The organism is Chitinibacter sp. FCG-7 (assembly GCF_040047665.1).
Classification (GTDB): Bacteria; Pseudomonadota; Gammaproteobacteria; order Burkholderiales; family Chitinibacteraceae; genus Chitinibacter; species Chitinibacter mangrovi.
Map to the genome: position 1 here is coordinate 2915706 of NZ_CP157355.1, position 24018 is coordinate 2939723.

Consider the following 24018-nt stretch of genomic DNA (forward strand, 5'->3'; position numbering starts at 1 on the left):
GCTTGCAGTCAAATACATCGCGGCGGTATCAGCAGGGCGAATTTTATCCCATTGCCTTGCTTGCGACTAAGCCTAGGCAATTCACAAGTGGCGTGCATAAGAAAATGTATAGGCTGTGGGTAAGTGGGCTAAGCGCTTGTCGCAATGGGGTTTTCTTGCGCTGCCTATTTTTTGATCTATTATCCCGCCTTTTCCCCACTTATCCCGTGCCGGACAGGACAGTTGCTGGGGTAAGTTGTGGATAAGCGGCTTAAGTGATTGTATCTGATGGCTATTCTGGTGCTGATTATATTTTAATCAGTATTTAATCGGTTTCAGTGCTGGTTTGGGTGTCGTTGCTGGCTTGATTGCTCGCTTGCCGGTCTTTCTGCCATTGGGCGATGCGGCGGAATATCCAGCTTTGTGCCTGCTCTTCGCCGGTGCGGATATAGTCGAGCAGGGCAATGCTTTCCTGCACGGCACTATGCGCCAGACGGGCGTGGTGGTCGCCAATAAACAGCAGCTCGTCGCCAAATTGCAGCAGCGTTTCGCTGCCGGGCAGTAGCTGGTCGTGGCCCGCATGTCGGTGTAGTAGCGCCAGGCAATGCAGCGTATTGCCGTGGTTCAGTGCGTCGTGCGTGTAATGGCCGATGCGCAGCGGCGGCACGGGTTGCGCCAGCATGGCGTGTACCGAGCTGGCATTCTGGGCGTTGAAGCGGATGCGCCAGATTTCCGGCACTTCACCGTGGCACAGGTTGAGCAATTGCGGCAGTAGGCTTTGCGCCCATTCTTCGCTTTGCTGCTGGATCAGCGCCATGGCGTCGGCCAGTAGCGGGTTTTCCATGGCGCGCAGGCATTCGTGCGCGATGATTTCGGCGCGGATCGACGTGATATTGGGTTTGAACGCTTCAAATAGCAGGTGATTGTGCGTCAGGTTTTGCCGCGCTACGGTAAATAGCGCTGGGTTGATTTCGCGTGCGGTGGCCAGCGCCGAGAGATTGTTGGCGTCGTGATCGTGACTGACCAGCAGCCCTACGGCGCGCTCGATGCCGGCTTGGCGCAGCGATGCGGCGTCAACGCCCAGCGCGAGGATAAAGTGATCATGATCCAGATCGCTTTGCGGTTCGGGGTCGATCACCGTGACGGTGCACCCGGCAGCCAGCAATGATTTATGCACCGCAGTGCCAAAGCGCCCGTAACCCACAATCACCCAGTGGCCTATCGGCGGGCTGGGCTCCTCGGTAATGGTTTTGCCGGGAAAATCAGCCAGAATGTCGCAAACGCGCGAAATCATCGGCTGCTGCAGGCGGCGGCTGAATTTGCGCCCTACGGTTTGAAACAGATTGATCACCTTGTTGGTGCCAAACGAGGCCATGTTTTCGGCTACGGCCTGATTGCGGCTGCGGCAGATCGACAGCAGCTTGGGCCGCAAGACGTAGGCGCTGATGGCAATGGCCAGATTGGCTTCTTCGTTGCCGGTAATACCCAGAATGCCAATGCAATGTTTGTGCTCGATACCGGCGATTTTCAATAGCTCGGGGTTGGATGCATCGCCTGCAAAGCTGGGGGTGTCAAATTTGAAATTGGCCAGCGCAATCTCGTTCACCCGCTCGGCGCGCTGCTCGACGATGACAAAGCGAATGTCCAGATCATCGAGCACCTTGCACAACAGCCGGGCAGTCTGCCCGTAGCCGCAAATCAGATAAAAAGGCTCGCTAATGCGCTGTACCTTATTGCGAAAGCGCGCCTGCGCAATGGCTTTGCGCAGCGATTCATCGCGCATCAGGCCGAAGATCGAGCCTATCGTATACGCCCACCCGGTCACCGCCAGATAAATACAGCACAAGACCCACAGCCTTTGCTGATAGGTAAACGGGTTGGGTATCTCGCCAAAGCCGATTGAGGTGGCGGTGTAGCTAATGAAATAAAACGCGTGGAAAAAATCAATATGATAGGGCTGGCCATTGGCATCAATGCCGGGGATCAGCACCAAGCCCAGCACGGCGATGCCGTAAATGGCAATCAGCGTGACAATCGGCGCGCGTAGGCGCCGTAGCATCAGAAAGAATATGCCGTCCATCTTTAGCGACGATGCTGCAGGGTTTCACCAATCAGCAGCACCACCGACACCAGATTGGCGGCCAGTGCGCCAGCGGCAAACGACACCACCATCGACGTCACGGCTGGGGTCATGCCCACGCCGGAGACATACACCGCATGTCCCCAGACCAGCGATGCGGTAATCAATTGCAAATCGGCGACCAGACTGGTGGCCAGGTGCAGCGCGCCCACCTGGGTGCGGTCGCCAAACTTCAGCGCCGTGGCGATAAAGTTGATCACTATCGCCAGAAATAGCTCAAACACATCGTGTTGGTGCGGTACATCAATTTCACCCAGCACAAAACCGAAATTGAGCGTAAACGCCAGCAGGATAAAAAATCCGAAAATAACTTTTTCAATATTCATGATCAGGCCCGGTGAAGTGCAGGGATTGGGTAGCGGGTGAATGGCGGTGTTCCGCAGCAGCAGCCGATTACCCAAGGGGGTATAAGGCTGCAGCGCCGTTAGCAGGGCGTTGCAGCGCTATACATGCCATACCGATTGTGGCTTAGTCCACAGGCGAGTTCAAGCCGATTGCGCTCTTATCCACCCATGGCGTGGATAAAATTGCGGCGCACTTGTGGATAGTTGGGCTAACTGGCTGATCTGCATGGCAGTTTGCCGATTGCTGCAAAAAGCAGCAGCAGCGGGGCAATTGGGGCATCTTTTCCACGCATTGCTGGCATAGCTGGGTGGGTAAGCTGTGGATGAATGCGCTAAGCCCCTGTTCTGACGGGTTTAGTTGTTGCTGATTAAAAAGTAATCAATATTTAGGCCATTTTGAGCAATGAAATACCAATCGCCACCATCATCAGCGCAATCAGAGCTTCCAGTACGCGCCACGCTGCGGGTTTGGCAAATAGCGGGGCCAGTTTGCTCGCGCCATAAGCCAGCGAAAAAAACCACAAGCAGGAAAAGCTCACCGCACCCAGCACAAAAATAGGCTGATTGGCAGGCGCCTGCTGCGCGCCAATGCCGCCGACCAGCACCACTGTATCCAGAATCGCGTGCGGATTGAGCAGCGAAAAGCCCAGTGCGGCGACGACCACGCTTTTGGCTGTTCTGGCGCTGCGGGTTGCATCGTCGATCTGCAGCTGGCCGGGGCGGATGGCTTTTTGTAGCGCTTGCCAGCCAAACCAGAATACAAATACCGCGCCTGCCAGCGCCATCCAGCTTTGCAGCTCGGGTAGCGTTTGCAAAATCTTGCCCATGCCCAGCACGCCCGCTGACATCAGCAAAAAGTCGCAGCCAATGCAGGTGATGACCGCAATAAACAGATGCTGGCGGCTAATGCCCTGGCGCAAGATAAAGGCATTCTGCGCCCCAATCGCCATAATCAGGCTGGCGCATAAAGCCATGCCCTGAAAAAAAACGCTGTTTGCCATGTTAAACCTTCACGTATGTATTGATCGTCAATGTGGATGGAAAGGGCCCTGTTGCGCCCACGTAATGCTGAAAAACTTGGGTCTATTGTGCTAACTGCCGCTTGCCATATAAAGAATATTTAAATTATCTTTGCTAGATTAAAAAATTCTTAATATTGGGTGCGCCATGCAGTTTGACTACAAACACGCTGAAGCTTTGCTGGCGGTGATCGATAGCGGCAGCTTCGAGCAGGCGGCTAGCGCGCTGCATCTGACCGCTTCGGCGGTGTCGCAGCGGGTGCGCCAGCTGGAAGTGCAGCTGGGTGTGCCGCTGCTGGTGCGCTCGCGCCCTTGTCGCGCCACCATGGCGGGGCAGCAGCTCTTGCAGTATTTGCGCCGCGCCAGATTGCTGGAGCAGGATTTTCTGGCCAGTTTTTCTGGTGAAGCGGCTGCACCGCTAACGGTGCCACTGGCGGTGAATGCCGACACGCTCAGTACCTGGCTGCTGCCGGCGTTGAGCGATTTTTTGATTGCCGAAAATGTGCTGATCAGCCTGACGGTAGACGATCAGGATCACACCTATGCGCTGATGCAGGAAGGGCAAGCGTTGGCCTGTGTCTCGGCCGAGCCGCATGCCATGCAAGGCTGTGTGGTGCATGAGCTGGGTATTTTGCGTTATCGCATGCTGGCCTCGCCGGCGTTTCATGCGCGCTGGTTTGCCCGGGGTTATACGCGCGATGCGGCCCGACAGGCTCCGGTGATGGTGTTTAACCGCAAGGATGCTTTGCAGGCGGGCTTTCTGGAGCAGCAATTTGGCTTGCGGGTCGGGGCATATCCCGAACATCACGTACCGGCCAGCGAGCCGTATCTGCAATCAATCCTGCTGGGGCTGGGCAGCGGGATGGTGCCGCATCTGCAGGCCGATCCCTTGATTGCGCGTGGTGAGTTAATTGATCTGGCTCCGCAGCAGCCCACCGATGTCACGCTGTACTGGCACCACTGGAAGGTGCAATCGCCGCGTCTGGAGCGGCTTTCGCGCCGTCTGGTCGAGGCTGCGCGCGGGGCTCTGCTGGCGCGGGCTTGAGTTGGGCGCTACGCATGATGGCGCGGCGAGCAGGAGTCGAATACATGGAGTGGGTATTGCTCGCTCAGTCATATTGTTACTTGTTTACCTGTGTATACCTATTTATTTCATGATTCTTTCATTTTTATTTCCATGGTAAAAATTAACGCCTTACGACGTGAATTGTTAACAGAAATTCATTGCAAATGAGAATGGTTGCCAGTAACATGTGGGAATGATTCTCGATAGCAAAAAAACTGTAGCCGGGGTTGTGCTGGCGCATGCCGCCGCCTTTTATCTGCTCGCACAAGCACAGCGCCCGCAGGCGCCGCAAGAGCCGATTTTTATGCAGGCCGTGCCGCTGGCCATGGGCGAAGTCGCCCCTGAACCCAAGCCCGAGCCACAAAAGGCGCAGCCCAAGATCAAGCAGAAGATCAAGGAAGTGCGCCAGACGGTTCGTCAGAAAGTGCAGGAGCGCAAGGTGCGAGCGCCGAGTGTGCAACAAGAGGCAACGCCAGAGCGCAGCGCAACGATGGAAGTGGCCGCTGCCAAAGCCACGCAAACCGAAGAAGTAGCGGATCGCAGCAGCAAAACGGCCAATGATTCGGCGGCTGCCCCGTCCAGCGGCGGTCAGGAAGGGCAGAGCCGACAGGCCGAGCCGGTGGTGAGCGAGCCGAGTTTTCATGCAAATTATTTAAGCAACCCCAAGCCGCCTTATCCGCCAGCTTCCGCTGCGCTGGGTGAATACGGCACGGTGTTGCTGCGTGTGCGGGTCAATGCTGCCGGTTTGACCGAGCAAGTAGAGATCACCAAAAGCAGCGGTTATGCGCGGCTGGATGCCAGCGCGGAAAGAACTGTACAGCGTTGGCGCTTTGTCCCCGCCAAACGCGGTGATGTTGCAGTAGCCGGTACTGTCATAGTGCCGATCAAATTTTTGAAACCGAATACTTGAGGTTAGTGATGGATTTATCGTTGGTTTTGCATTCGGGTGATCCGATTTTGCAATCGGTCTTTGCTTTGCTGGTGCTGATGTCGGTGGTGAGCTGGGTGGTGATTATTGCGCGCTCGCGTTTGCTGTGGGTGATGAAGCGCCATCAGCAGGGCTTTATGAGCTCATTCTGGGAGGCGAGCGACTGGCAGGAAGCACTGAATCTGGCCGCCAAACACCAGGCGCCTGCAGCCAAGCTGGCGCGTGCCGGTGCCGAAAGCCTGCGTCACTACCGTGCGCATGAAGGTGGCGGTCTGGGTAAGGCGGTGTCGCTGGATGATTATCTGGTGCGCAATCTGCGCACCAAGCTGAGCCAGGAAACCGCCAAGATGGAACGTGGCCTGACTTGGCTGGCAACCACTGGCTCGGTTGCGCCATTTATTGGCTTGTTTGGCACGGTATGGGGTATTTATCACGCGCTGGTGGGGATTGCTACCAGCGGTAGCGCCTCGCTGAGCACAGTGGCGGCGCCAATTGGTGAAGCACTGGTGGCTACAGCGGCGGGCCTGGCTGTGGCGATCCCAGCAGTGATTGCTTACAACGCTTTTATCCGTACCAATCGCCGTTTTGCGCAGGAACTCGATGGTTTTACGCATGATCTGCATGCCCAGTTGCTAACGGAGGGCGGTCATGGCGTTCGGTAGTTTTTCTTCTGATGATGCGGCTCCCATGGCCGAGATCAATACCACCCCGCTGGTTGATGTGATGCTGGTGCTGTTGGTGGTGTTTATTGTGACTGCGCCAGTCATGACTCATGCCGTACGCGTTGAATTGCCCAAGGCCAGCACCACGGTGGTTGAGCAAACCAAGCAGCCAATCAAGCTGACGCTGCAAGCCGAAGGTGGCCTGCTCGACGATCAAAAGCCGGTACAGCCAGAAAGCCTGGATGCGCGTTTTGCCGCTGCCTTTGCCGCCGATCCGCTGACCGAAGTGCACTTGTACGCTGATAAAACCGTGCAGTACGAACGGATCGCACAAACCATGGCCGCAGCGCAGCGCGCTGGCTTGACCCGCATTGGTCTGATGACCAGCGGCGAGGGCACGGCTAAATAAAGAGCACGCTTGAACGGCGGGATCAAGGCCGTGGATTTGTTAAATCAGGAGTCTGCCTCTGCAGCAGTGTTATGAAGCTCATTGGAATATTGAACACAGTTTTTGACCGAACTGGCTGCAGGCCTCGCGCCTGCTGCTGTTCTGGCTTTACGCCCTGAATACGATTTTGATCTGATTAACAAGCACACGGCGGGTTGATCCCGCCCTTTTTTTGCCCAATTTTTGTCGATTAATTTTTGTCAACACACTAGAGAAAACCATGAGAGAGATACACAAAAAGAAAACTGGTGTTCGCCATCTGGCGAAATACCCGGCTGCAGCCGCGCTGTTTGGCGTGGTAGCGGGTGGCGCGCACGCCGCCGACGCTGTGCTGGCACCGGTTGAAGTGGCTGCGCCCGTAGCAAATAAAAATGGTACTGCCGATACGTATGTGGCGCCAACCGTTTCTGTAGGCCGTACTAAGCAAGATACCCGTGATGTACCGCAATCGATCACCAGCATCACGCAGCAATTGATGCACGATCAGGATGCCAATACCGTGAAAGAAGCGCTGCGCAATGCCGTTGGCGTAACATTCAATGCCGCCGAAGGTGGTAGTAGTGGTGACGGCATCCGTATTCGCGGTTTTGCTGCTTCTAACGACCTGTACGTCGATAACTTCCGTGACTCGGCGCAATACAACCGCGATACTTTCCAGACCGATTCGGTAGAAGTATTGCGCGGCCCGGCTTCGATGATTTATGGCCGTGGTTCAACGGGCGGTATTGTTAATCAGGTGAGCAAACAGGCCTTCCGTGGCGATCTAACGCAACTGACCGGCACCATTGGTACCGATGCTTTCTACCGCGGTGAAGTAGATGTCAATCGCTCAATCGGCGAAACCGCTGCGGCGCGTGTGGTGGTGATGGGTCAAAAAGGCGGCAGCTTCCGTGAAGGCGCGGAAATGAACCGCTACGGCGTAGCACCGAGCGTGAAATTCGGGATTGGCGAACAAACCGAAATCACCTTGAATGCTTTGCACTACCGCGAAGACAATGTGCCTGATTACGGTGTGCCGTACTACAACGTCAGCGCATCGGTGCATGGCACAAACACGCCGATTGATCGGGTGAATACCTTCTACGGCCTGAAAGATTTCGACTCGGAAAAAACCAAAACCGACGTACTCGGTGCGGTCATCCAGCATCAGATCGCGCCCAATATGCAGCTGAAAAACAGCACTCGCTACGGCCAGTATGATCTGGATTTGCGCGCTAGCGCACCGAGTCTGCGTTTTGCCAATCGCAATGAAGCGCTGAGCGACAGCACCGTAATCGGGCGTAGCTTCAAATTGCGTGAACGCGAGCAGGAAATTCTCTCCAACGTCACCGATCTGATTTGGGATTTTGAGACTGGCACCATCCGTCATGATGTGCTGGCCGGTGTGGAGCTGACCCGCGAAGAGTTGGTGAGTTTCAGCCGCGTTCAACGCAACACGGGCGCTACCACCAGCTGCACCGCGCCGACCACCACCGTGGGCAATCCTGTGACCAGCGGTCGCCCTAAGTGTGATGAGCCAGTGAGAACCCAAGCTGATACATCAACGGCCAATACCGCCGCAATCTATTTCCAGGACATGATTTCACTCAATACCCAGTGGAAAGTGTTGCTAGGCGCACGTTACGACAACTTCAAAGCTGAAACCAAGCGCAAGAGCCTGACCGCAACGCCGCCAAATCAGCCTGATGTGAGCCGTACTGATAATGTGTGGAGCTGGCGTACCGGTTTGATCTACCAGCCTGATGCGCAGCAGTCTTACTACGCTTCATACGGCACATCGTTCAACCCATCGGCCGAAGCGTATTCGACCGATGTGCGCGGCTCAATGACGCCGCCTGAGAAAAACGCCAACTACGAAGTGGGTGCAAAATGGACGCTGCTGGGCGGCGACTTGGCCTTGCGTACTGCCTTGTTCCGCACGATCAAAACCAATGAGCGCCAAACTGATATCGAAGTGGGCGTGATTAAACCAGCTGTACTATCAGGCCAACGCCATACCGACGGTATCGAGCTCGAAGGCGCGGGCCGTATCACGGACAAATGGCAAGTCTTTGCCGGTATCGCCTATATGGAAGCGAAAATCGACAAAGTCGGCCCATTGGCATCGCAACAAGCCAATCTGGGTAAGCGCCCGGATAACGTGCCTAGCCACACTGCCAACTTCTGGACTACCTACCAGATTGACGGCAACTGGAAAGTGGGTGGTGGCTTTAACGCCATGGGCAAACGTTATACCAGTCTGGCCAATGTGACCAATCTGCCTGCCTTCGTGCGCTGGGATGCCATGGCCGAGTGGAAACACCGTGATCTGAACGTACAGCTGAACGTTTACAATCTGTTTGATACCAAACACTACGAAGGCCTGTACGGCGGCTTCGCAGTACCGGGTATGAGTCGCTCTGCTCGTGTAAGTGTAGGGTATAGCTTCTAAGCTTATATATTAATTGAAGTTCAAGGCTATGCCCTTAAGGGTATAGCCAATTAGCAACAGGGGATGTCATCATCCCCTGTTTGTTTTCATGATGGATTGAAGCGCGCCTTCGATTCATGATGAAAACACCATACGGAGACTTGAAATCATGTTATTGCATATTCCGCAAGTATTGAGCCCGGCTGAAGTTGCAGACTGTCGCCAGCGCCTCAATCAGGCGCAGTGGCTGGATGGCCGGATTACGGCGGGTAGCCAGTCGGCCAAGGTAAAAAACAATCAGCAGCTGCCCAATGACGATGAACAAGCCGTGGCGGTACGCAAGGTGATCCTGGTGGCGCTGGAAAAAAACGATTTGTTTTTTTCTGCTGCGCTGCCCAAGCGCATTTTTCCGCCGCTGTTTAATCGCTATAGCGAAGGCATGACTTTTGGCAATCATGTGGATAACGCCATGCGGCGCATTACCGACACCGGCGAATGGGTGCGCTCAGACCTTTCGGCCACGCTGTTTTTCTCCGACCCTAGCGAATACGACGGTGGCGAGCTGGTCATTGAAGACACTTTTGGCCTGCATGAAGTGAAATTGGCCGCTGGCGATCTGATTCTGTATCCATCCAGCAGTCTGCACCGTGTCGAGCCAATTACGCGTGGCACGCGACTGGCCTCGTTTATGTGGCTGCAGAGCATGGTCAAGGATGTGGGCGAGCGCGGCTTGCTGTTTGATCTGGATACCAGCATCCGCCAGATTCGCGCCGAGCTGGGCGATACGCCGACTGCAGTGCAACTGACCGGTGTTTATCACAATCTGTTGCGTAAATGGGGTGAAATTTAAAACCTGCTACGCAGGATCTATGCCATTGGTATTGGCGCTGTGGCCTTGTTCTGCCTTGATTTAACGCGAATTTTTACGCCTTGCTAGGGGTAAACCCTAATCACTGCAGGGGTTTTATTCCGCTATAAAAGTGATTTTGATCCCGAGCTAAGCCATGCACGTTGCCACTCGCTTGCCTTGCCGCCCCTTGCTGGGTTTGCTGCTGCCATTAACGATGGCACAGGCTATGGCGCAAGCGATGGCCGAGCCGCTGGAAATTCTGGTTGAAGACGCTGCCGAGCCGTTTTCTCGCGCCGATGGTGGCGGCTACACCAATGAGCTGGTCGTTGCGGCCTACGCAGCGGTGGGTATCGAAGTCAAACTGGGCGTGGTGCCGTATTCGCGCTGCAAGGCTATGGTGCTCGATGGCAGCGTGGCGGCGTGTTTCAATATGGCTTGGGAAAAAGCGCTGGAAGGGCGAGTGAAGTTTGCCGACGAGCCTTTATACAAAGCTCACGGCGTTTACTTTCAGCACAAAGCCAGGCCGCTGGCGGCCAGAAAAGAATCCGAGCTGGGTAAACCGCTGCGCATCGGCACGGTGAAGGATTATGAATATGCCGATTCGGCGCTGCAGGCCAGAATGCGCGGCGCTGCTTTTTTCCCCGGCCGCAGCGAGCAGGTTAGCCTGAAACGGCTGGCGCAGGGCAGGCTTGATGCCGCGCTGGTGATCGGTAACGATTTGCAAGGCTCGCGCTACTGGGCCGAAAGCGCTGGCGTTGCCGATCAGGTCGAGCTGGCTTTCCCCAGTACGCCCACGCTGGTTTACATTGGCTTTAGCACCAGCCATCCGCAGGGACAGTGGGCGCTGGATAAATTCAATCAGGGCTATAAATTGCTGCGCGATAATGGCTATGTCGGGCAACTGCGCAAAAAATGGGTCGCCCAGCTGAGCTTGAATTAGGGTATTGCCCTGCAGCCCTTTTCAGTGTTTGATTGCGGCAATATACCCAATCCATAGCCCGTCGTTTTTCTGCACTCGCCGCCGCATTGGCATCCCATAATTGTCCGCCGCTTGTTTTTGCCGACTGTGGCACAATATCTGCTACTTCTTCATTACCCAATCAAATCAATGGAAATCTTTATATTGCTCGGGCTGATTCTGCTCAATGGCGTCTTTGCCATGTCCGAGATTGCGCTGGTGACTGCGCGAAAAGCACGTTTGAGCAAAATGGCCGAGGCGGGCAATACCGGCGCCAAAGTGGCGCTGGAGCTGGGCGCTGATCCGACCAAATTCATGTCCACCGTGCAAATCGGGATTACTTCCATTGGTGTGCTAAGCGGTATTGTTGGTGAATCGGTACTGGCCGCGCCGTTTGCCGACTGGCTGATGACCTTTGGCCTGCCAGAAAACCTCAGCGATACCAGCGCAACAGTCTGCGTGGTGGTGTCGGTAACCTACTTTTCGATTGTACTGGGCGAGTTGGTACCCAAGCGCCTAGGGCAGATTAGCCCTGAGCTGATTGCCACGCTGGTATCGCGTCCACTGCAAATGCTGGCGCTGATCACGCGACCCTTTGTGCGCCTGCTGAGCATGTCAACCAGCACCATTTTGCGTCTGCTGGGCGCGAACCAGAATGCCATGCAAAGCGTAACGCAAGATGAAATCGACGCCATGCTGGCCGAGGGCTCCGAAGCGGGCCTGATTGAAGAGCACGAACACACCATGGTGCGCAATGTGTTGCGGCTGGACGATAGGATGGTGACCTCGCTGATGATTCCGCGCGGCGACATGGTCTACCTCGATCTGGCCGAACCGCTGCAGGACAATCTGGCGCGCATTGCCCAGGCTGATTATTCGCGCTTTCCGGTTTGCCGTGACGGGCTGGAAAATCTGCTGGGTGTAATCAGCACCAAGGAAATCCTGAAAAAAGTCCTGAAAAGCGAGCCCGTCGACTTTATCGCCCAATTGCAGCCCTGCGTGTTTGTACCCGAAACACTCACCGGCCTAGAGCTACTTGAACAAATGCGCTCATCGGGCGTCGAGATGGTTTTTCTAGTCGACGAATACGGCGAAGTGCAAGGTCTGGTGACATTGCAGGATGTGCTGGAAGTGCTCACGGGTGAATTTACCCCGCAAAACATGGAAGACGCCTGGGCGGTGCAGCGCGCCGATGGCTCGTGGCTGCTCGATGGCCTGATTCCGGTGCCTGAGCTGAAAGACAGGCTGGCGTTCACCACCATGCCGGACGAAGACAAAAACAGCTATCACACCCTGAGCGGTATGGTTATGCTGCTGCTCGGCCGCATGCCGCGTACAGGTGATGTGACTTACTGGGAAAACTGGTCGCTGGAAGTGGTGGACATGGATGGACACCGCGTCGACAAGATTCTAGCCGCCGAACATGTATCGGCTGATGCGATCGAGAAAAACGGCTAAGCAATTTCTCAATTCTTGCCAAGCGGCGATTGTGGCCACTGTTGATAAAAGCCGGGGCGATGATTTCATCTACCCCGGCTTTTCTGTGCTTATCCCGCCTCTGCCGTATATATACCAAGTGTGTAATCACACTCGAATCTCTGTGGATAGCTTGCATCTGCGAGTAAGCTATCCTCGGCAGGACATCGCGCTGATCAAAGCAGCCAGCTCCTAGCTAGTTAGCAGCATGCCGCGCAGCATGAAGTACAGCATGGCGGCGAGTAGGGCGGAGATGGGGACGGTGACAACCCAGGCCGCGGCAATCTTCATGATTTGCGAGCGTTTTACCAGCTCCTGGCGGTACACTTTTTTCAGGCCTTTACGTTCCATTTTTGAAAAATGAGCCGGGTCAAGCTGCTGTTTGGCCTTGGTTTTCAGCTCGGCCAGCAGCACGGCTTTTTCATTCACGCCGGCCTTGTTAAAGCGCAGCATAAACGCGTCAATTGCGGCCTGATCGTCCTCGGGGTGGTGGGCCTTGATTTCATCGATGGTGCGGGCGTGATTGGCTTTCAGGTATTCACGCAAAAAGCCAACGCCAAATACGCCACCCACGGCAATATGCGTCGAGCTCACCGGCAGCCCCATCTGGCTGGCCACAATCACGGTAATGGTTGCTGCCAGTGCAATGCAGAAGGCGCGCATCTGATCGAGCTCGGTAATTTCCGAGCCGACGGTGCGAATTACTTTCGGGCCGTACAGCGCCAGACCCAGCGAAATGCCGATCGCACCAATCACCATAATCCATAGCGGAATGCTGGCTTTGTCGTGCAGGCTGCCATCGCTGCTCATCAGCGCGTCATTAATGGCTGCCAGCGGGCCGATGGCATTGGCGACGTCATTGGCACCGTGGGCAAAGCTCAGCAGGGCGGCAGCAAAAATCAGTGGAATGGTAAAGAAGTTGTTGACGCTTTGCTTGGTGTTTTGCACCTCGCTAATGCGTGCTTTGATCATCGGCAGCAGTACTGCGCATACCAGCGCACCAACGGCAAAGCCAATGCCCACGGCGACGGTAAAATCCACTTTCCAGATTTTATTGAGCCCTTTGAGCATCAGGTAAGTGGTGAAAGTCCACGCCATCAGCCCCACCAGCAGCGGCACCATGCGTGCAGCAGCGGCGATCATGTTTTCCTGATAAGTAATCGTGCGTTTGATCAGGTACAGAAACAGCGCGGCAAAAATACCGCCCAGCAAGGGCGAGATCACCCAGCTGGCGGCAATGGTGCCCACTTGCGCCCAGTCGGCAATGCCCATACCACCCGCAGCCACACCCGCGCCCAACACCGCGCCCACGATGGAATGCGTGGTTGAGACTGGCGCGCCAATTGCGGTGGCTACATTCAGCCACAAGGCTCCCGCCAGCAGCGCGGCCAGCATAATCCAGATGAAGGTCTGTTTATCTGGAATCAGCGTCGGGTCAATAATCCCGCTGCGGATGGTGGCCACCACGTCGCCGCCGGCAATGATCGCGCCAGCGGCTTCAAAAATACCGGCAATCAGCAGCGCGCCGCCCATCGTCAGCGCTTTGGAGCCCACGGCCGGGCCGACATTATTGGCGACATCGTTGGCACCAATATTCATCGCCATATACGCACCAATCACCGAGGCCACAATCAGCATCAGGCTGGGTGTGGTGCCACGGGCGGCGGTATAGAGCACGATGCCGACAATAAACAGCAGGGCAATGCCTAGCCGAATCAATTCAAGGCGGCCGGAATTAGCCGCATTGTGGATTTTGTTAATTTGCTGGTGATTCATGGTTTCACTATCGCGAGTTTTGATCGGTAACAGCACTTGGTCAGCGCTGCAGTGTAAAAATTCACAATTTTGCAATATTTTTGTCATTTTATCGTGACCTCGCTTGCTTGTCCGCGATCTGGTGTTCTGGCCTTAAGATGAGCAGTATTGGCTATTAATTGAGAACGAATCTTGTTTGTGTTATCGTTCCGCTGATTGCGGGCCTTTGCTGCGCCGCCTGTTTCATCCCTCACTGCATGTATTGATTGGAGCTGTAGATAATGAAAAAAATCGCGATGGCATTGCTGCTCGGCGTTGCTGTATATTCAACAGGGGTATTTGCCGCTGATGTAGATCAGCAGCAGGTTGTAAAGCAATACTCTGTGCTGGTATCTGCAAGCTACCAGGATAGCCTGAGCAGTGCGCGCGATATGCAGGGCAAAATCAACGCCTTTCTGGCTGCGCCAACACCGGAGACGCTAAAAGCGGCACAAGCAGCGTGGCTGGAAGCGCGTGAATGGTATGGTCAGACCGAAGCATTCCGTTTTTACGGCGGGCCGATTGATTCGGAAACCGGGCCTGAAGGCTTTATCAACGCCTGGCCGCTGGATGAAGCCTATATCGACGGTGTGAAAGGCAAACCCAAAGCCGGCATTATCAATGGCAAGTCCGCGATTACCGAGGCCAAATTGCGCAGCCTGAACGAGCGCGGTGGCGAGGAAAACATCGCCACCGGCTGGCATGCCATCGAGTTTTTGCTCTGGGGCCAGGATTTAAGCCGCGATAGCGCCGGCCAGCGCCCATTTACCGATTACACCACCGCACCGAACGCCAAACGCCGTGGCGAATACCTGAAATTAGTTACGCAAATGCTGGTGGATGACTTGGCTAGCGTAGAAAAAGAATGGCAGCCCAATCAGCAGAATTTCCGCGCCCAGTTTGAGCAGGGTGGCAATGACAGCATCAAGAAAATCTTCACCAGCCTGGGCACGCTCAGCCGTGGCGAGCTAGCAGGTGAGCGCATAGAAGTGGCGCTGGATACGCAAAATCAGGAAGACGAGCATTCGTGCTTCTCGGATAACACGCACCGCGATATTGTCAGCAATGCCAAAGGCATCCAGAACGTGTGGGAAGGCCGCTTTGTGCGTCGCAGCGGCGAAGTGGTGGCCGGAGCCAGCCTCAAGCAGCTGGTCGCGCAGAAAAATGCGGCAGTTGCCGATGCAGTTAGCAGTGATATGGCAACGAGCGTCAAAAACGCCGAAGCGATTGTGGCCCCGTTTGACCGCGAAATCATCGGCAAAAAAGACGCACCAGGCCGAAAACGCGTACAAGCCGTGGTCGACGCGCTGAAAAACCAGACCAAAAATCTGGTTGAAGCCGCCAAAGCACTGGGGATCAAACGCTTGAATACCAGCGTTTAATTTCACTACAGTTATCGCAGAAAACCCCAGTTCATCCGAGCTGGGGTTTTGGCGTTCAAGGATATGAGTATGAACAAGACATTCGGCCTGATTACCTGCCTGCTGGCAGGCTCGGTGCTCGCTTTCGAGGGCGCGGCTTTGCTGGCGCTGTACGATCCGGCCGAGGAAGCGCCCGGCGGTGAAGTGGGGACGATTGACGATCATGGCAAAAATGCCTTTTCACTGCCGTACCCGGGGCTGTCGGATCGGCAAAAAACCGATTTTGTCGTTGGGAACTCATTTTTCAAAAAGGCCTGGGTTGAAGCGCCGTCGTCCACGACCGCACGCGATGGGCTGGGGCCGCATTTTGTGGCGCAATCTTGCGGGGCCTGTCACGCGCTCGATGGCCGTGGTGCGCCGCCTGATTTTAGCCGTGGCCTGCAAACCGATCTGCGCAACCCGGCCGAGCAGCCGATGTCCTTGCTGATTCGGCTGTCGATCCCGGGTCAACCGAATCCGCAGCCTGATCCGGTCTATGGCGGGCAGCTGAATAATCGGGCGATTCCCGGTGTCAAGCCGGAAGGCAAAGTGCATATCCGCTATGAGCCGGTGCGCGGACAGTTTGCCGACGGCACGCCGTATGAATTGCTTAAGCCGACATACAGCATTACGCAGCTGGCGTATGGCCCTCTGCATAAAGACATTATGCTCTCCCCCCGTATTGCCCCGCAGATGATAGGGCTCGGGCTGTTGGAGGCAATACCCGAGGCTGATATTCTGGCCAACGCCACACGCCAGCGTGCCGAGGGCAAGGGCATCGCCGGGCAGCCCAATTATGTGTTTGATGATTTTGCCAAACAAGAAATGCTTGGCCGCTTTGGCTGGAAAGCCAATGTGGCCTCGATTGCGCACCAGACGGCAGGCGCTTTTCATGGCGACATCGGGATTACTTCGCGGATTAATCCACGGGAAGACTGCATGCCCGCGCAAAAAGATTGCCGCCGTGCGCCCAGCGGTGGCACCGTGCGCCAGCCGGAAATCGACGATAAAACGCTCAATCAGGTGATTCTGTACTCGCAAACGCTGGCCGTGCCCAGCCGCCGTGCGCCGGATAGCGCGGCCGTGTTGCGCGGCAAACAAATTTTCAGCGACGCCAACTGCGTGAGCTGCCATACGCCCAGCTATCAAACGGGCGAATTTAAAGCCATTCCGCAGCTGGCCGGGCAGACTATTTTTCCGTACACCGATTTGCTGTTGCATGATATGGGCGAAGGCTTGGCCGATGGGCGTCCGGACGGGCGCGCCAATGGTCGCCAGTGGAAAACGCCGCCGCTCTGGGGGCTGGGGCTGATTAAAACGGTGAATGGCCACACCCGCCTGCTGCACGATGGCCGCGCGCGCAATATGCTCGAAGCCGTGCTGTGGCACGACGGCGAGGCCAAGGCCAGCAAAGATTACGTGCTGAAACTGAACGCGGCAGATCGAGAAAATCTGCTGACTTTCCTCAATTCGCTGTAAGTAGATGGCCACCGTTTTCAGGCAAGGCAAAGTCACGATGCCTGAAAACTCTGGATTGAGTACTTAACGCTTTAAAAGGATGCGCTGATGTCATCTTATGTAAGTAATCAGGAAAAAATACCCGCACGGCCTTGGTTCGCCTTGCAGTGCGAAATGTGCTGCCTTCGGCTTCACCGCTTTATGCGAAAACTTGGGACCAGTTGCTTATTGATTTTGCTGGCTGCGCTGGGCGTGCAAGGCTTGGCGATGGCCGAATCTTCTGTGGCGAGCGAGAAGCAGAGTGACGATCTGGCGGCTGCGAGCGAGCCTGATCCGCGCTGGGCGCAGGGCTGGCTCGATAGCGGCTATTTCCCGCGACATCTGGCCTTGACGCGCGCGGCCGATCAACTGGCAGCCAGCAGCGCTGCGCTGTGTGCCCAGCCAGATGCCGCTGCGCTCGCGAGCGCCCGGCAAGCCTGGTTGGCGACCAGTACCGCCTGGCGCGCGCTCGATGGTGCGCCTGCAGGCCCCATGGTGCTGGCTCGTTTGGGGCGCAAGATTGATTTTCGCCCGCTGCGCCTGCCCGAGCTCAATAGCGCCATTGCGGGCGGCGAGGGCAATGTGGCCGCCCAAGGGCTGGCCGCTGTTGAATATTTGCTGTGGGGCGACGAGCGTGCAGCGCCCAAGGTGGTGCTGGCCGGGCTGAAAGCTGCATCAACATGCCATTATCTACAGCGTATCAGCGCCGATATTGCCCGCGAAACGCATGCGCTCGACGACGGCTGGCAGCTATACCGCAGCCAGTTGGGCGCCGACAATCCCTTCTTCCGGCAAAACATGTTTTCCGAACACGTTAATCTGATGCTCGCCAGCCTGACCAGTCTGGGCAAGCGCGTGCCCACGGGCAGCAGCATTGAAGCGAGCCAACTGCCCGAGTGGCGCAGTGGCAGCGCCAAAGTGCAAATGCTGGCGCAATTGCAGGGCGTGTCCGCGGCCAGCGCAGGCATTGCCGAGTATCTGCAGCGCCGTGACGAAGGCCGTCTGGCCGCGGCCCTGCAAGACGATTTGCAGCAGGCGCGCCAGTTGTGCAGCCAACTGGCCGATCCGCTGGACAAAGCCAGTGCCAGCTCGCGTCTGGCGTGTAATAAATCCATCAGCCAGATTAAAAAACGCTTGCAGGATGAAGTGGCCGAAAAGCTGGATTTAACGCTGGGCTTTACCGAAGGCGATGGTGATTAATGATGGTGATTAATTGTGCTTGATGGCGCGCACATGCAACTAAAGCGAACCAGACCATGAATCGGCGACATTTTCTGCTGCTGAGCGTGCTGGCCTTGCCGCTTGCCGGGTTCGCCCACGGCCGTAAAGCAGATTTTGGTGTTAGCCCCCGTTTACTGAGCGCCTACTGGGGCGACGATGGGCAAGAGGGGGGGCAAGGCTTGGCGCTGCCGCAGCGGGGGGCAAGCATCGCCTTGCCGGGGCGCGGCCATGCGATTGTGCCGCTACCCGATGGCGAGGCGCTGGTGGTCAGCCGCCGCCTGGGGAGCTGGCTGGCCAAAATCAGCTGGCGGGATCAGCAGTTGCTACAGCTGGTTGACGCTGCGCCGGATCGGCACTTTTTTGGCCATGCGCTGCGTGGCGCGGATGGCGATACGCTGCTGCTGACCGAGAATAATGACGACAGCGGGGCAGGGCTGGTCGGCGTTTATGATCGCCAGAACCTGCGTAAATTATCCGAAATACCCTCGTATGGTATTGGCCCGCATGAGTTGCTGTGGTTGAGCCCTGGCAAAATACTGGCAGTGGCCAATGGGGGCATCCTCACCTTGCCCGAAAGCGGGCGTACCAAGCTTAATCGCGGCAGCATGGCACCCAACCTCAGCCTGATCGAATGGCCCAGCGGGCAATTGCTGGCGCAATACACCTTGGACGACAAGGCGCTAAGCTTGCGCCATCTGGCGCTGGCCGCTGATGGCACGCTGGGCATCGCCATACAGGCCGAATACCTGAGCGCGGCGCAACACCGTGAAGCACCGCTGCTGGCCATCTTGCATCCGGGGGCTGAGGCCTTACAGTTGGCAGGGCAAAAACCTGGCCTGATGGGCTACGCCGCCAGCATTGCCGCGCATGGCAATGAGTTTCTGATTAGCGCAATGCGTGGCAATCAGTTGGCGCGCTGGCGCTGCGATGGCAGCGCACTCGACAGCCTGCCGCTGCCCAGACCGGCCGGTATTGTCAGCGATGGTGTCTCGGCCTGGATCAGTAGCGAAGCGGGCGGCCTCTATGGGTATAACCAGCAAAATCAATTTATCATTGAGCTAGCGGGATATACCCGCAGGAAGTGGGATAACCACCTTAGTCTGCTCATCTGAAGCAGATTTCGTGGTGGAACAGGCTATATTTGAAGCAGCTTACCTTGAACCTTCCACCCTGAGTGATTTGCCTTGATGCGTATAGCGATTGTTCTGGCTATTTTATTTCCTGCTGCCGTTTGGGCGGAGCAACCGCTGGTGCTGGTTAGCGACCCGTGGTGTCCGGTGGCGTGCGCGGCGAGCGATCCGCGACCCGGTTATGTGGTCGAGATTGCCAAAGCAGTATTTGAACCGGCTGGTTATCGCATTGATTACCAGATTGTCCCTTTTGCCCGCGCCGAGGCCATGACCAATAGCGGCGATGCGGCAGGCTTTATTGGCGTGCTAAAACTGCCCAAACGGCAAAACTGGGCTTTTCCCGAGCAAGCTCAGGCGCAATCTCGCGTGTGTTTTTATACTCGCGCCGATAGCCGCTGGCTTTACGCTGGGGCTACATCGCTAACAAATCAGCGCGTAGGCACCATTCGCGGCTATAGCTACGGCACGGAAATTGACGAGGTATTGCGTTACGCCAAGGTTGATCAGGTAAGCGGGCTCAATGGTTTCAAGCGTGGGCTGGCCAAGCTGCAGGCCAAGCGGATTGATGCCGTGGTCGAATACGAGCTGGTGGCGCAATACCAGCAATTTGCCAGCAACGCATCGCTGCGCAATGCCGGGTGTAGCCAGATGGCCGATCAGCTGTATCTGGCCTTTTCTCCCGCCCGCAGCGATTCGCCGCAACTGGCCAGAATGCTGCACGATGGGGTGCAAAAACTAAGAAAAACAGGCGAGCTCAAGAAAATATTACAGTCCTATGGCATCAACGAGCCATAAAATCAGCGCATCAATTAGCGTATCCCCCCCACAAGAAGAAAGCCCCGCTGCGATGCAGTCGGGGCTTTTATTTAGGCGGCTATGTTAGCTCGTCACCTAGCGCGTCATCCAGTGTATGACCGTACCGGCTTGTGAGCTGCTTGTTCCGGTTTTAAACCCGGACGCAATCGACAAAATAGTGCGTGCCGCTATCGGTTTTTTCAGCTACCAGGCCGTGTGTGTAGGTCTCGAAGCCAGGGAATTTGCCGTTAAATGCGCGGACAAATTTCAGGTAATCAACAATCGTTTTGTTGAACACTTCACCCGGCACCAACAGCGGAATGCCTGGTGGGTAAGGCGTCAACATTACGGCGGTAATACGGCCTTCCAGCTCATCGAGCGCCACGCGTTCGATTTCCTTGTGCGCCATTTTAGCAAACGCTTTCGATGGCTTCATTGCTGGTACGATGCCGGACAAATACATCTCGGTCGTCAATTTGGCCACATTGTTTTCGCGGTAAATACCGTGAATCTGCTGGCACAAATCGCGCAAGCCGATACGCTCGTATTGCGGGAATTGCACGATGAATTCCGGCAGCACACGCCACAACGGCGCATTTTTGTCGTAGTCGTCTTTAAACTGCTGCAGCGCCGTCACCATCGTGTTCCAGCGGCCTTTGGTAATGCCGATGGTAAACATGATAAAGAAGGAGTATAGGCCGGTTTTCTCAATCACCACGCCGTGTTCAGCCAGATACTTCGCGACAATCGCCGCTGGAATGCCCTGATCGGTAAAGTCGCCATCGACATTCAGACCCGGCGTCAAAATCGTCGCCTTGATCGGGTCAAGCAGATTGAAGCCTTCGGCAATATCGCCAAAGCCGTGCCAATTTTCACCGGCTTTGAGCATCCACGCATCGCGGTGATCCAGACCTTCATCGGTCAGATCATCCGGCCCCCAGACTTTAAACCACCAGTCGCTGCCGTATTCCTCATCCACCTTGCGCATTGCGCGGCGGAATTCAAGCGCTTCGGCCAGTGACTCCTCCACCAATGCCGTACCGCCTGGTGCTTCCATCATCGCCGCCGCCACATCGCATGACGCGATAATCGCGTACTGCGGGCTGGTGGAGGTGTGCATCAGATAGGCTTCGTTGAAGATATCGCGGTCGAGCTTATTATCAGTTGCGTCTTGCACCAAGATTTGGGAAGCCTGAGAAATCCCAGCCAGCAATTTATGCGTCGATTGTGTCGAAAAAATCATCGAATCTTTACAGCGCGGGCGATCTTCGCCAATCGCGTGGTAGTCGCCGTAGAAATCATGGAAGGCTGCATGCGGCAACCACGCCTCGTCGAAGTGCAGTGTTTCAATCACGCCATCCAAGAGGCCTTTGATTTCTTCCACGTTGTACAACACGCCATCGTAAGTCGATTGGGTGATCGTCAGTACGCGTGGCTTGATGTCTGGATTTTCGGCCAGTTTTTCGCGGCAGAATGGGTTGGCGAGCATTTTCTGACGGATCGATTCTGGCTCGAATTCGCTACGCGGAATCGGGCCGATAATGCCGTAGTGATTGCGCGTTGGCATCAGGAAAATGGGTACCGCGCCAGTCATCATGATCGCGTGCAGAATCGATTTGTGGCAGTTACGGTCAACGACGACGATATCGCCCGGTGCAACGGTCGAATTCCACACAATTTTGTTCGACGTTGACGTGCCATTGGTGACGAAATACAAATGGTCGGCATTAAAAATGCGCGCGGCATTACGTTCCGACGCCGCCACTGGGCCGGTGTGATCGAGCAACTGGCCGAGTTCTTCCACCGCATTACACACGTCGGCGCGCAGCATATTCTCGCCAAAAAACTGGTGGAACATCTGGCCGACGGGTGATTTCAAAAACGCCACGCCACCCGAGTGACCCGGGCAATGCCATGAGTACGAGCCATCTTGCGCGTAATTGGTCAGCGCGCGGAAGAACGGCGGGGCGAGGCTGTCGAGATAAGATTTGGCTTCGCGAATAATGTGGCGCGCCACGAATTCGGGGGTATCTTCGTGCATGTGAATAAAACCGTGCAGCTCACGCAATACGTCATTGGGTATATGACGCGCGGTACGAGTTTCACCATACAGATAGATTGGAATATCCGGGTTGCGACGGCGGATTTCGGCCACGAAAGTGCGCAGATGTTCAAGCGCGTTTTGCGTCTCTTCTGCAGAGCCGCCACCAAACTCTTCATCGTCAATCGACAGGATAAAGCCGCAAGCACGGCTTTGCTGCTGCGCAAACGAGGTCAAATCACCATAGCTGGTATAGCCCACCACATCCGTACCCTCAGCCTCAATGGCCGCCGCCAATTCACGGATACCGGAACCGCTGGTGTTTTCCGAGCGGAAGTCTTCGTCAATGATGACGAGGGGGAAGTAAAAGCGCATGGTGATCCCTTACAAAAAATAAACGCCCCTGATCGAGCAGGGGCGTAGTGTACAACAAATATATTTCAAAAATGGCATGAAATCATGCCAACTTATTATTTAGACCAGCAGCTTGCAGGATCGTAAGTTGTATTTCCGTTTTTGACGGTCAGTTTGAGTGTGGTGCACCCAGTATCTTTAGTTTGGACACCTTGAGCTGAGGCCTGAACTATAAAACCAGTTGCATCATCATCTGTGATTTTCAATGAATAATATCCCATCTCGCTCGTAGCAGACACATTCAGCTTGGACAAATCATTGGTGTAGGCGGTATTGTTGGCGCGCCATTTTTCCTGATTTTGCTGGATTTTACTCATCGGAGTAAAAGCATCTGTTCTGCGACTTTTTTGCACATATTTTGTGTAATTGGGATAAGCAATAACCGCTAAGATCCCAATAATTGCAACAACGATCATTAACTCGATTAAAGTAAAACCGCGTGATCCGGTTTGCATGGCAGACCTCTATATTCAGTTAGTAAGTGGAATCAGGTTTAGCTTAAATTTACAACTTTTTCCACATGGTTGGCGTGGCTGCAGGATTCCAATTGGTACCTACCCAAGCCGTATGTGCTTGAATGCATTCATAAGTACCTCCATTATAAGTGACTTTCTGTCCTGCTGTGTACGTTACACCTTCTGCCCATGGAATTGCACCACCGCCTGATGGTGTTGCAGTCGGTGCTGGTGCAGCTGTCGGTGCTGTTGTCGGTCCTGCGCCACTGCCAGAGGTTTTTGGGCTGCCATCCGGATTGGGCGGCGTACATGCGCTTGATGTGTCGATGTGGATTCCCGGTGTAGGGTTGGGCATGAATTGGCCTACATCAACCCAGCCTGAGCCAGCTGCAGGTTCAGCAACGCCACAACCCCCTGTTTTATTACAGAGCCAGACATTTTTCTTGTTGCTGGACATTGTATGCAAGGCATACATTCCTTTTTGATAGCCGACCGCATTTGAAGCTGTCCATTGGCAAATCGGATTCGGCCATGGTGCCGTTGATTTAATCAATTTACTAAAAAGAACGGTTGCTTGAGGTGTATTACTGGCATCTGTCCATGTGGTGGTGGATTGCACCATCAGGATGTCTTTTTCTGCCAGAGTCAGATCCGTGGCGCTTGTGCGGCAGGCCTCCGAGCTCGTTTTTTTAATACAAATCGTATTTTTAAATTGTGCTGATTTACCATTGAGAGTTTTTTCTCCGATCAAATCAATGGCTATGCCATTGTCAATGGTTTCGCTTGAAACCAATTTATTGTGTGTATCGATAAATCGGCGAATCTGATCAAGCCGTGATTGTGCAAACGCGCTGGCCTCGATGCGTTGCTCGGCAATTGAGCTATTCAGGATAAACACTGTTTGTAGTTTTGCCAGCGTGATTCCAGCAATGCCGATAATCAAGGAGCAGATAAGAATTTCGATTAAGCTAAAACCAGTATTTTTTTTCAT

General features: G+C 55.2%; 20 protein-coding genes. 13 read left to right on the forward strand and 7 right to left on the reverse strand.

Annotation, left to right across the window (positions count from 1 at the left end):
* Positions 1 to 304 precede the first annotated feature (304 nt).
* The 3 genes from ABHF33_RS13735 to ABHF33_RS13745 form a co-directional block, all read right to left on the reverse strand.
* Positions 305 to 2038 carry a potassium channel family protein gene (locus tag ABHF33_RS13735; RefSeq protein WP_348944475.1) on the reverse strand — a complete coding sequence of 578 codons (1734 nt, stop codon included), beginning with the start codon at positions 2036 to 2038 and terminating at the stop codon, positions 305 to 307.
* A 23-nt stretch (positions 2039 to 2061) separates the two neighbouring features.
* On the reverse strand, positions 2062 to 2445 hold the full coding sequence (locus ABHF33_RS13740; RefSeq protein ID WP_348944476.1) for a DUF6394 family protein: 384 nt from the start codon (positions 2443 to 2445) through the stop codon (positions 2062 to 2064).
* Between the two features lie 404 nt (positions 2446 to 2849).
* Positions 2850 to 3464, reverse strand: a complete 615-nt coding sequence (locus ABHF33_RS13745) for a LysE/ArgO family amino acid transporter (RefSeq protein ID WP_348944477.1) — start codon at positions 3462 to 3464, stop codon at positions 2850 to 2852.
* Positions 3465 to 3630: 166 nt separating this feature from the next.
* Between ABHF33_RS13745 and ABHF33_RS13750 the strand changes: the two genes are divergently transcribed.
* From ABHF33_RS13750 to ABHF33_RS13785, 8 genes are all read left to right on the forward strand, one after another.
* Positions 3631 to 4527 carry a LysR family transcriptional regulator ArgP gene (locus ABHF33_RS13750; RefSeq protein WP_348944478.1) on the forward strand — a complete coding sequence of 299 codons (897 nt, stop codon included), beginning with the start codon at positions 3631 to 3633 and terminating at the stop codon, positions 4525 to 4527.
* A gap of 214 nt (positions 4528 to 4741) precedes the next feature.
* The gene (locus ABHF33_RS13755) at positions 4742 to 5458 is read left to right on the forward strand and encodes an energy transducer TonB (protein ID WP_348944479.1); all 717 of its coding nucleotides are present in this window, start codon (positions 4742 to 4744) and stop codon (positions 5456 to 5458) included.
* An 8-nt stretch (positions 5459 to 5466) separates the two neighbouring features.
* Positions 5467 to 6138, forward strand: a complete 672-nt coding sequence (locus ABHF33_RS13760) for a MotA/TolQ/ExbB proton channel family protein (protein WP_348944480.1) — start codon at positions 5467 to 5469, stop codon at positions 6136 to 6138.
* Entirely contained in the window at positions 6125 to 6547 is a 423-nt protein-coding gene (locus ABHF33_RS13765) for an ExbD/TolR family protein (RefSeq protein ID WP_348944481.1), read from the forward strand. The genes ABHF33_RS13760 and ABHF33_RS13765 overlap by 14 nt, the downstream gene beginning before the upstream one ends.
* A 259-nt stretch (positions 6548 to 6806) precedes the next feature.
* Positions 6807 to 9017, forward strand: a complete 2211-nt coding sequence (locus tag ABHF33_RS13770) for a TonB-dependent receptor (protein WP_348944482.1) — start codon at positions 6807 to 6809, stop codon at positions 9015 to 9017.
* Between the two features lie 148 nt (positions 9018 to 9165).
* A complete protein-coding gene (locus ABHF33_RS13775) occupies positions 9166 to 9846 on the forward strand; it encodes a Fe2+-dependent dioxygenase (protein ID WP_348944483.1) in 681 nt (226 codons plus the stop codon).
* Positions 9847 to 10000: 154 nt separating this feature from the next.
* A complete protein-coding gene (locus ABHF33_RS13780) occupies positions 10001 to 10786 on the forward strand; it encodes a substrate-binding periplasmic protein (protein WP_348944484.1) in 786 nt (261 codons plus the stop codon).
* 168 nt (positions 10787 to 10954) lie between these two features.
* Positions 10955 to 12262, forward strand: coding sequence for a hemolysin family protein (locus ABHF33_RS13785; RefSeq protein WP_348944485.1), 1308 nt, complete (start codon positions 10955 to 10957; stop codon positions 12260 to 12262).
* A 210-nt stretch (positions 12263 to 12472) separates the two neighbouring features.
* Here ABHF33_RS13785 and ABHF33_RS13790 read toward each other — a convergent pair whose 3' ends face one another.
* The gene (locus ABHF33_RS13790; RefSeq protein WP_348944486.1) at positions 12473 to 14056 is read right to left on the reverse strand and encodes an inorganic phosphate transporter; all 1584 of its coding nucleotides are present in this window, start codon (positions 14054 to 14056) and stop codon (positions 12473 to 12475) included.
* A gap of 260 nt (positions 14057 to 14316) precedes the next feature.
* On the opposite strand from ABHF33_RS13790, the gene ABHF33_RS13795 reads away from it, so the two are divergent.
* From ABHF33_RS13795 to ABHF33_RS13815, 5 genes are all read left to right on the forward strand, one after another.
* On the forward strand, positions 14317 to 15456 hold the full coding sequence (locus ABHF33_RS13795; RefSeq protein ID WP_348944487.1) for an imelysin family protein: 1140 nt from the start codon (positions 14317 to 14319) through the stop codon (positions 15454 to 15456).
* Positions 15457 to 15525: 69 nt separating this feature from the next.
* Positions 15526 to 16953, forward strand: coding sequence for a di-heme oxidoredictase family protein (locus tag ABHF33_RS13800; RefSeq protein ID WP_348944488.1), 1428 nt, complete (start codon positions 15526 to 15528; stop codon positions 16951 to 16953).
* 180 nt (positions 16954 to 17133) lie between these two features.
* Complete coding sequence (locus tag ABHF33_RS13805; protein WP_348944489.1) at positions 17134 to 18171, forward strand: imelysin family protein; 1038 nt, start codon at positions 17134 to 17136, stop codon at positions 18169 to 18171.
* Between the two features lie 56 nt (positions 18172 to 18227).
* Complete coding sequence (locus ABHF33_RS13810; protein ID WP_348944490.1) at positions 18228 to 19304, forward strand: DUF1513 domain-containing protein; 1077 nt, start codon at positions 18228 to 18230, stop codon at positions 19302 to 19304.
* Positions 19305 to 19379: 75 nt separating this feature from the next.
* Positions 19380 to 20117: a substrate-binding periplasmic protein gene (locus tag ABHF33_RS13815; protein WP_348944491.1), complete on the forward strand. Its 738-nt coding sequence runs from the start codon at positions 19380 to 19382 to the stop codon at positions 20115 to 20117.
* A gap of 151 nt (positions 20118 to 20268) precedes the next feature.
* Here the strand turns inward: ABHF33_RS13815 and ABHF33_RS13820 are convergent, their stop codons facing one another.
* From ABHF33_RS13820 to ABHF33_RS13830, 3 genes are all read right to left on the reverse strand, one after another.
* Positions 20269 to 22533 carry an arginine/lysine/ornithine decarboxylase gene (locus ABHF33_RS13820; RefSeq protein WP_157669874.1) on the reverse strand — a complete coding sequence of 755 codons (2265 nt, stop codon included), beginning with the start codon at positions 22531 to 22533 and terminating at the stop codon, positions 20269 to 20271.
* A 95-nt stretch (positions 22534 to 22628) separates the two neighbouring features.
* Complete coding sequence (locus ABHF33_RS13825; RefSeq protein WP_348944492.1) at positions 22629 to 23027, reverse strand: type IV pilin protein; 399 nt, start codon at positions 23025 to 23027, stop codon at positions 22629 to 22631.
* Between the two features lie 49 nt (positions 23028 to 23076).
* The gene (locus ABHF33_RS13830) at positions 23077 to 24018 is read right to left on the reverse strand and encodes a carbohydrate-binding protein (RefSeq protein WP_348944493.1); all 942 of its coding nucleotides are present in this window, start codon (positions 24016 to 24018) and stop codon (positions 23077 to 23079) included.

Excerpts from the sequence above, each read along its gene's own strand:
- ABHF33_RS13820 (WP_157669874.1), bottom strand. The coding sequence starts at position 22,533 with ATGCGCTTTTACTTCCCCCTCGTCATCATTGACGAAGACTTCCGCTCG.
- ABHF33_RS13750 (WP_348944478.1), top strand. The coding sequence starts at position 3,631 with ATGCAGTTTGACTACAAACACGCTGAAGCTTTGCTGGCGGTGATCGAT.
- ABHF33_RS13815 (WP_348944491.1), top strand. The coding sequence starts at position 19,380 with ATGCGTATAGCGATTGTTCTGGCTATTTTATTTCCTGCTGCCGTTTGG.
- ABHF33_RS13760 (WP_348944480.1), top strand. The coding sequence starts at position 5,467 with ATGGATTTATCGTTGGTTTTGCATTCGGGTGATCCGATTTTGCAATCG.
- ABHF33_RS13755 (WP_348944479.1), top strand. The coding sequence starts at position 4,742 with ATGATTCTCGATAGCAAAAAAACTGTAGCCGGGGTTGTGCTGGCGCAT.
- ABHF33_RS13800 (WP_348944488.1), top strand. The coding sequence starts at position 15,526 with ATGAACAAGACATTCGGCCTGATTACCTGCCTGCTGGCAGGCTCGGTG.
- ABHF33_RS13770 (WP_348944482.1), top strand. The coding sequence starts at position 6,807 with ATGAGAGAGATACACAAAAAGAAAACTGGTGTTCGCCATCTGGCGAAA.
- ABHF33_RS13795 (WP_348944487.1), top strand. The coding sequence starts at position 14,317 with ATGAAAAAAATCGCGATGGCATTGCTGCTCGGCGTTGCTGTATATTCA.
- ABHF33_RS13805 (WP_348944489.1), top strand. The coding sequence starts at position 17,134 with ATGCGAAAACTTGGGACCAGTTGCTTATTGATTTTGCTGGCTGCGCTG.
- ABHF33_RS13765 (WP_348944481.1), top strand. The coding sequence starts at position 6,125 with ATGGCGTTCGGTAGTTTTTCTTCTGATGATGCGGCTCCCATGGCCGAG.
- ABHF33_RS13785 (WP_348944485.1), top strand. The coding sequence starts at position 10,955 with ATGGAAATCTTTATATTGCTCGGGCTGATTCTGCTCAATGGCGTCTTT.
- ABHF33_RS13780 (WP_348944484.1), top strand. The coding sequence starts at position 10,001 with ATGCACGTTGCCACTCGCTTGCCTTGCCGCCCCTTGCTGGGTTTGCTG.
- ABHF33_RS13825 (WP_348944492.1), bottom strand. The coding sequence starts at position 23,027 with ATGCAAACCGGATCACGCGGTTTTACTTTAATCGAGTTAATGATCGTT.
- ABHF33_RS13790 (WP_348944486.1), bottom strand. The coding sequence starts at position 14,056 with ATGAATCACCAGCAAATTAACAAAATCCACAATGCGGCTAATTCCGGC.
- ABHF33_RS13745 (WP_348944477.1), bottom strand. The coding sequence starts at position 3,464 with ATGGCAAACAGCGTTTTTTTTCAGGGCATGGCTTTATGCGCCAGCCTG.
- ABHF33_RS13735 (WP_348944475.1), bottom strand. The coding sequence starts at position 2,038 with ATGCTACGGCGCCTACGCGCGCCGATTGTCACGCTGATTGCCATTTAC.
- ABHF33_RS13810 (WP_348944490.1), top strand. The coding sequence starts at position 18,228 with ATGAATCGGCGACATTTTCTGCTGCTGAGCGTGCTGGCCTTGCCGCTT.
- ABHF33_RS13830 (WP_348944493.1), bottom strand. The coding sequence starts at position 24,018 with ATGAAAAAAAATACTGGTTTTAGCTTAATCGAAATTCTTATCTGCTCC.
- ABHF33_RS13775 (WP_348944483.1), top strand. The coding sequence starts at position 9,166 with ATGTTATTGCATATTCCGCAAGTATTGAGCCCGGCTGAAGTTGCAGAC.
- ABHF33_RS13740 (WP_348944476.1), bottom strand. The coding sequence starts at position 2,445 with ATGAATATTGAAAAAGTTATTTTCGGATTTTTTATCCTGCTGGCGTTT.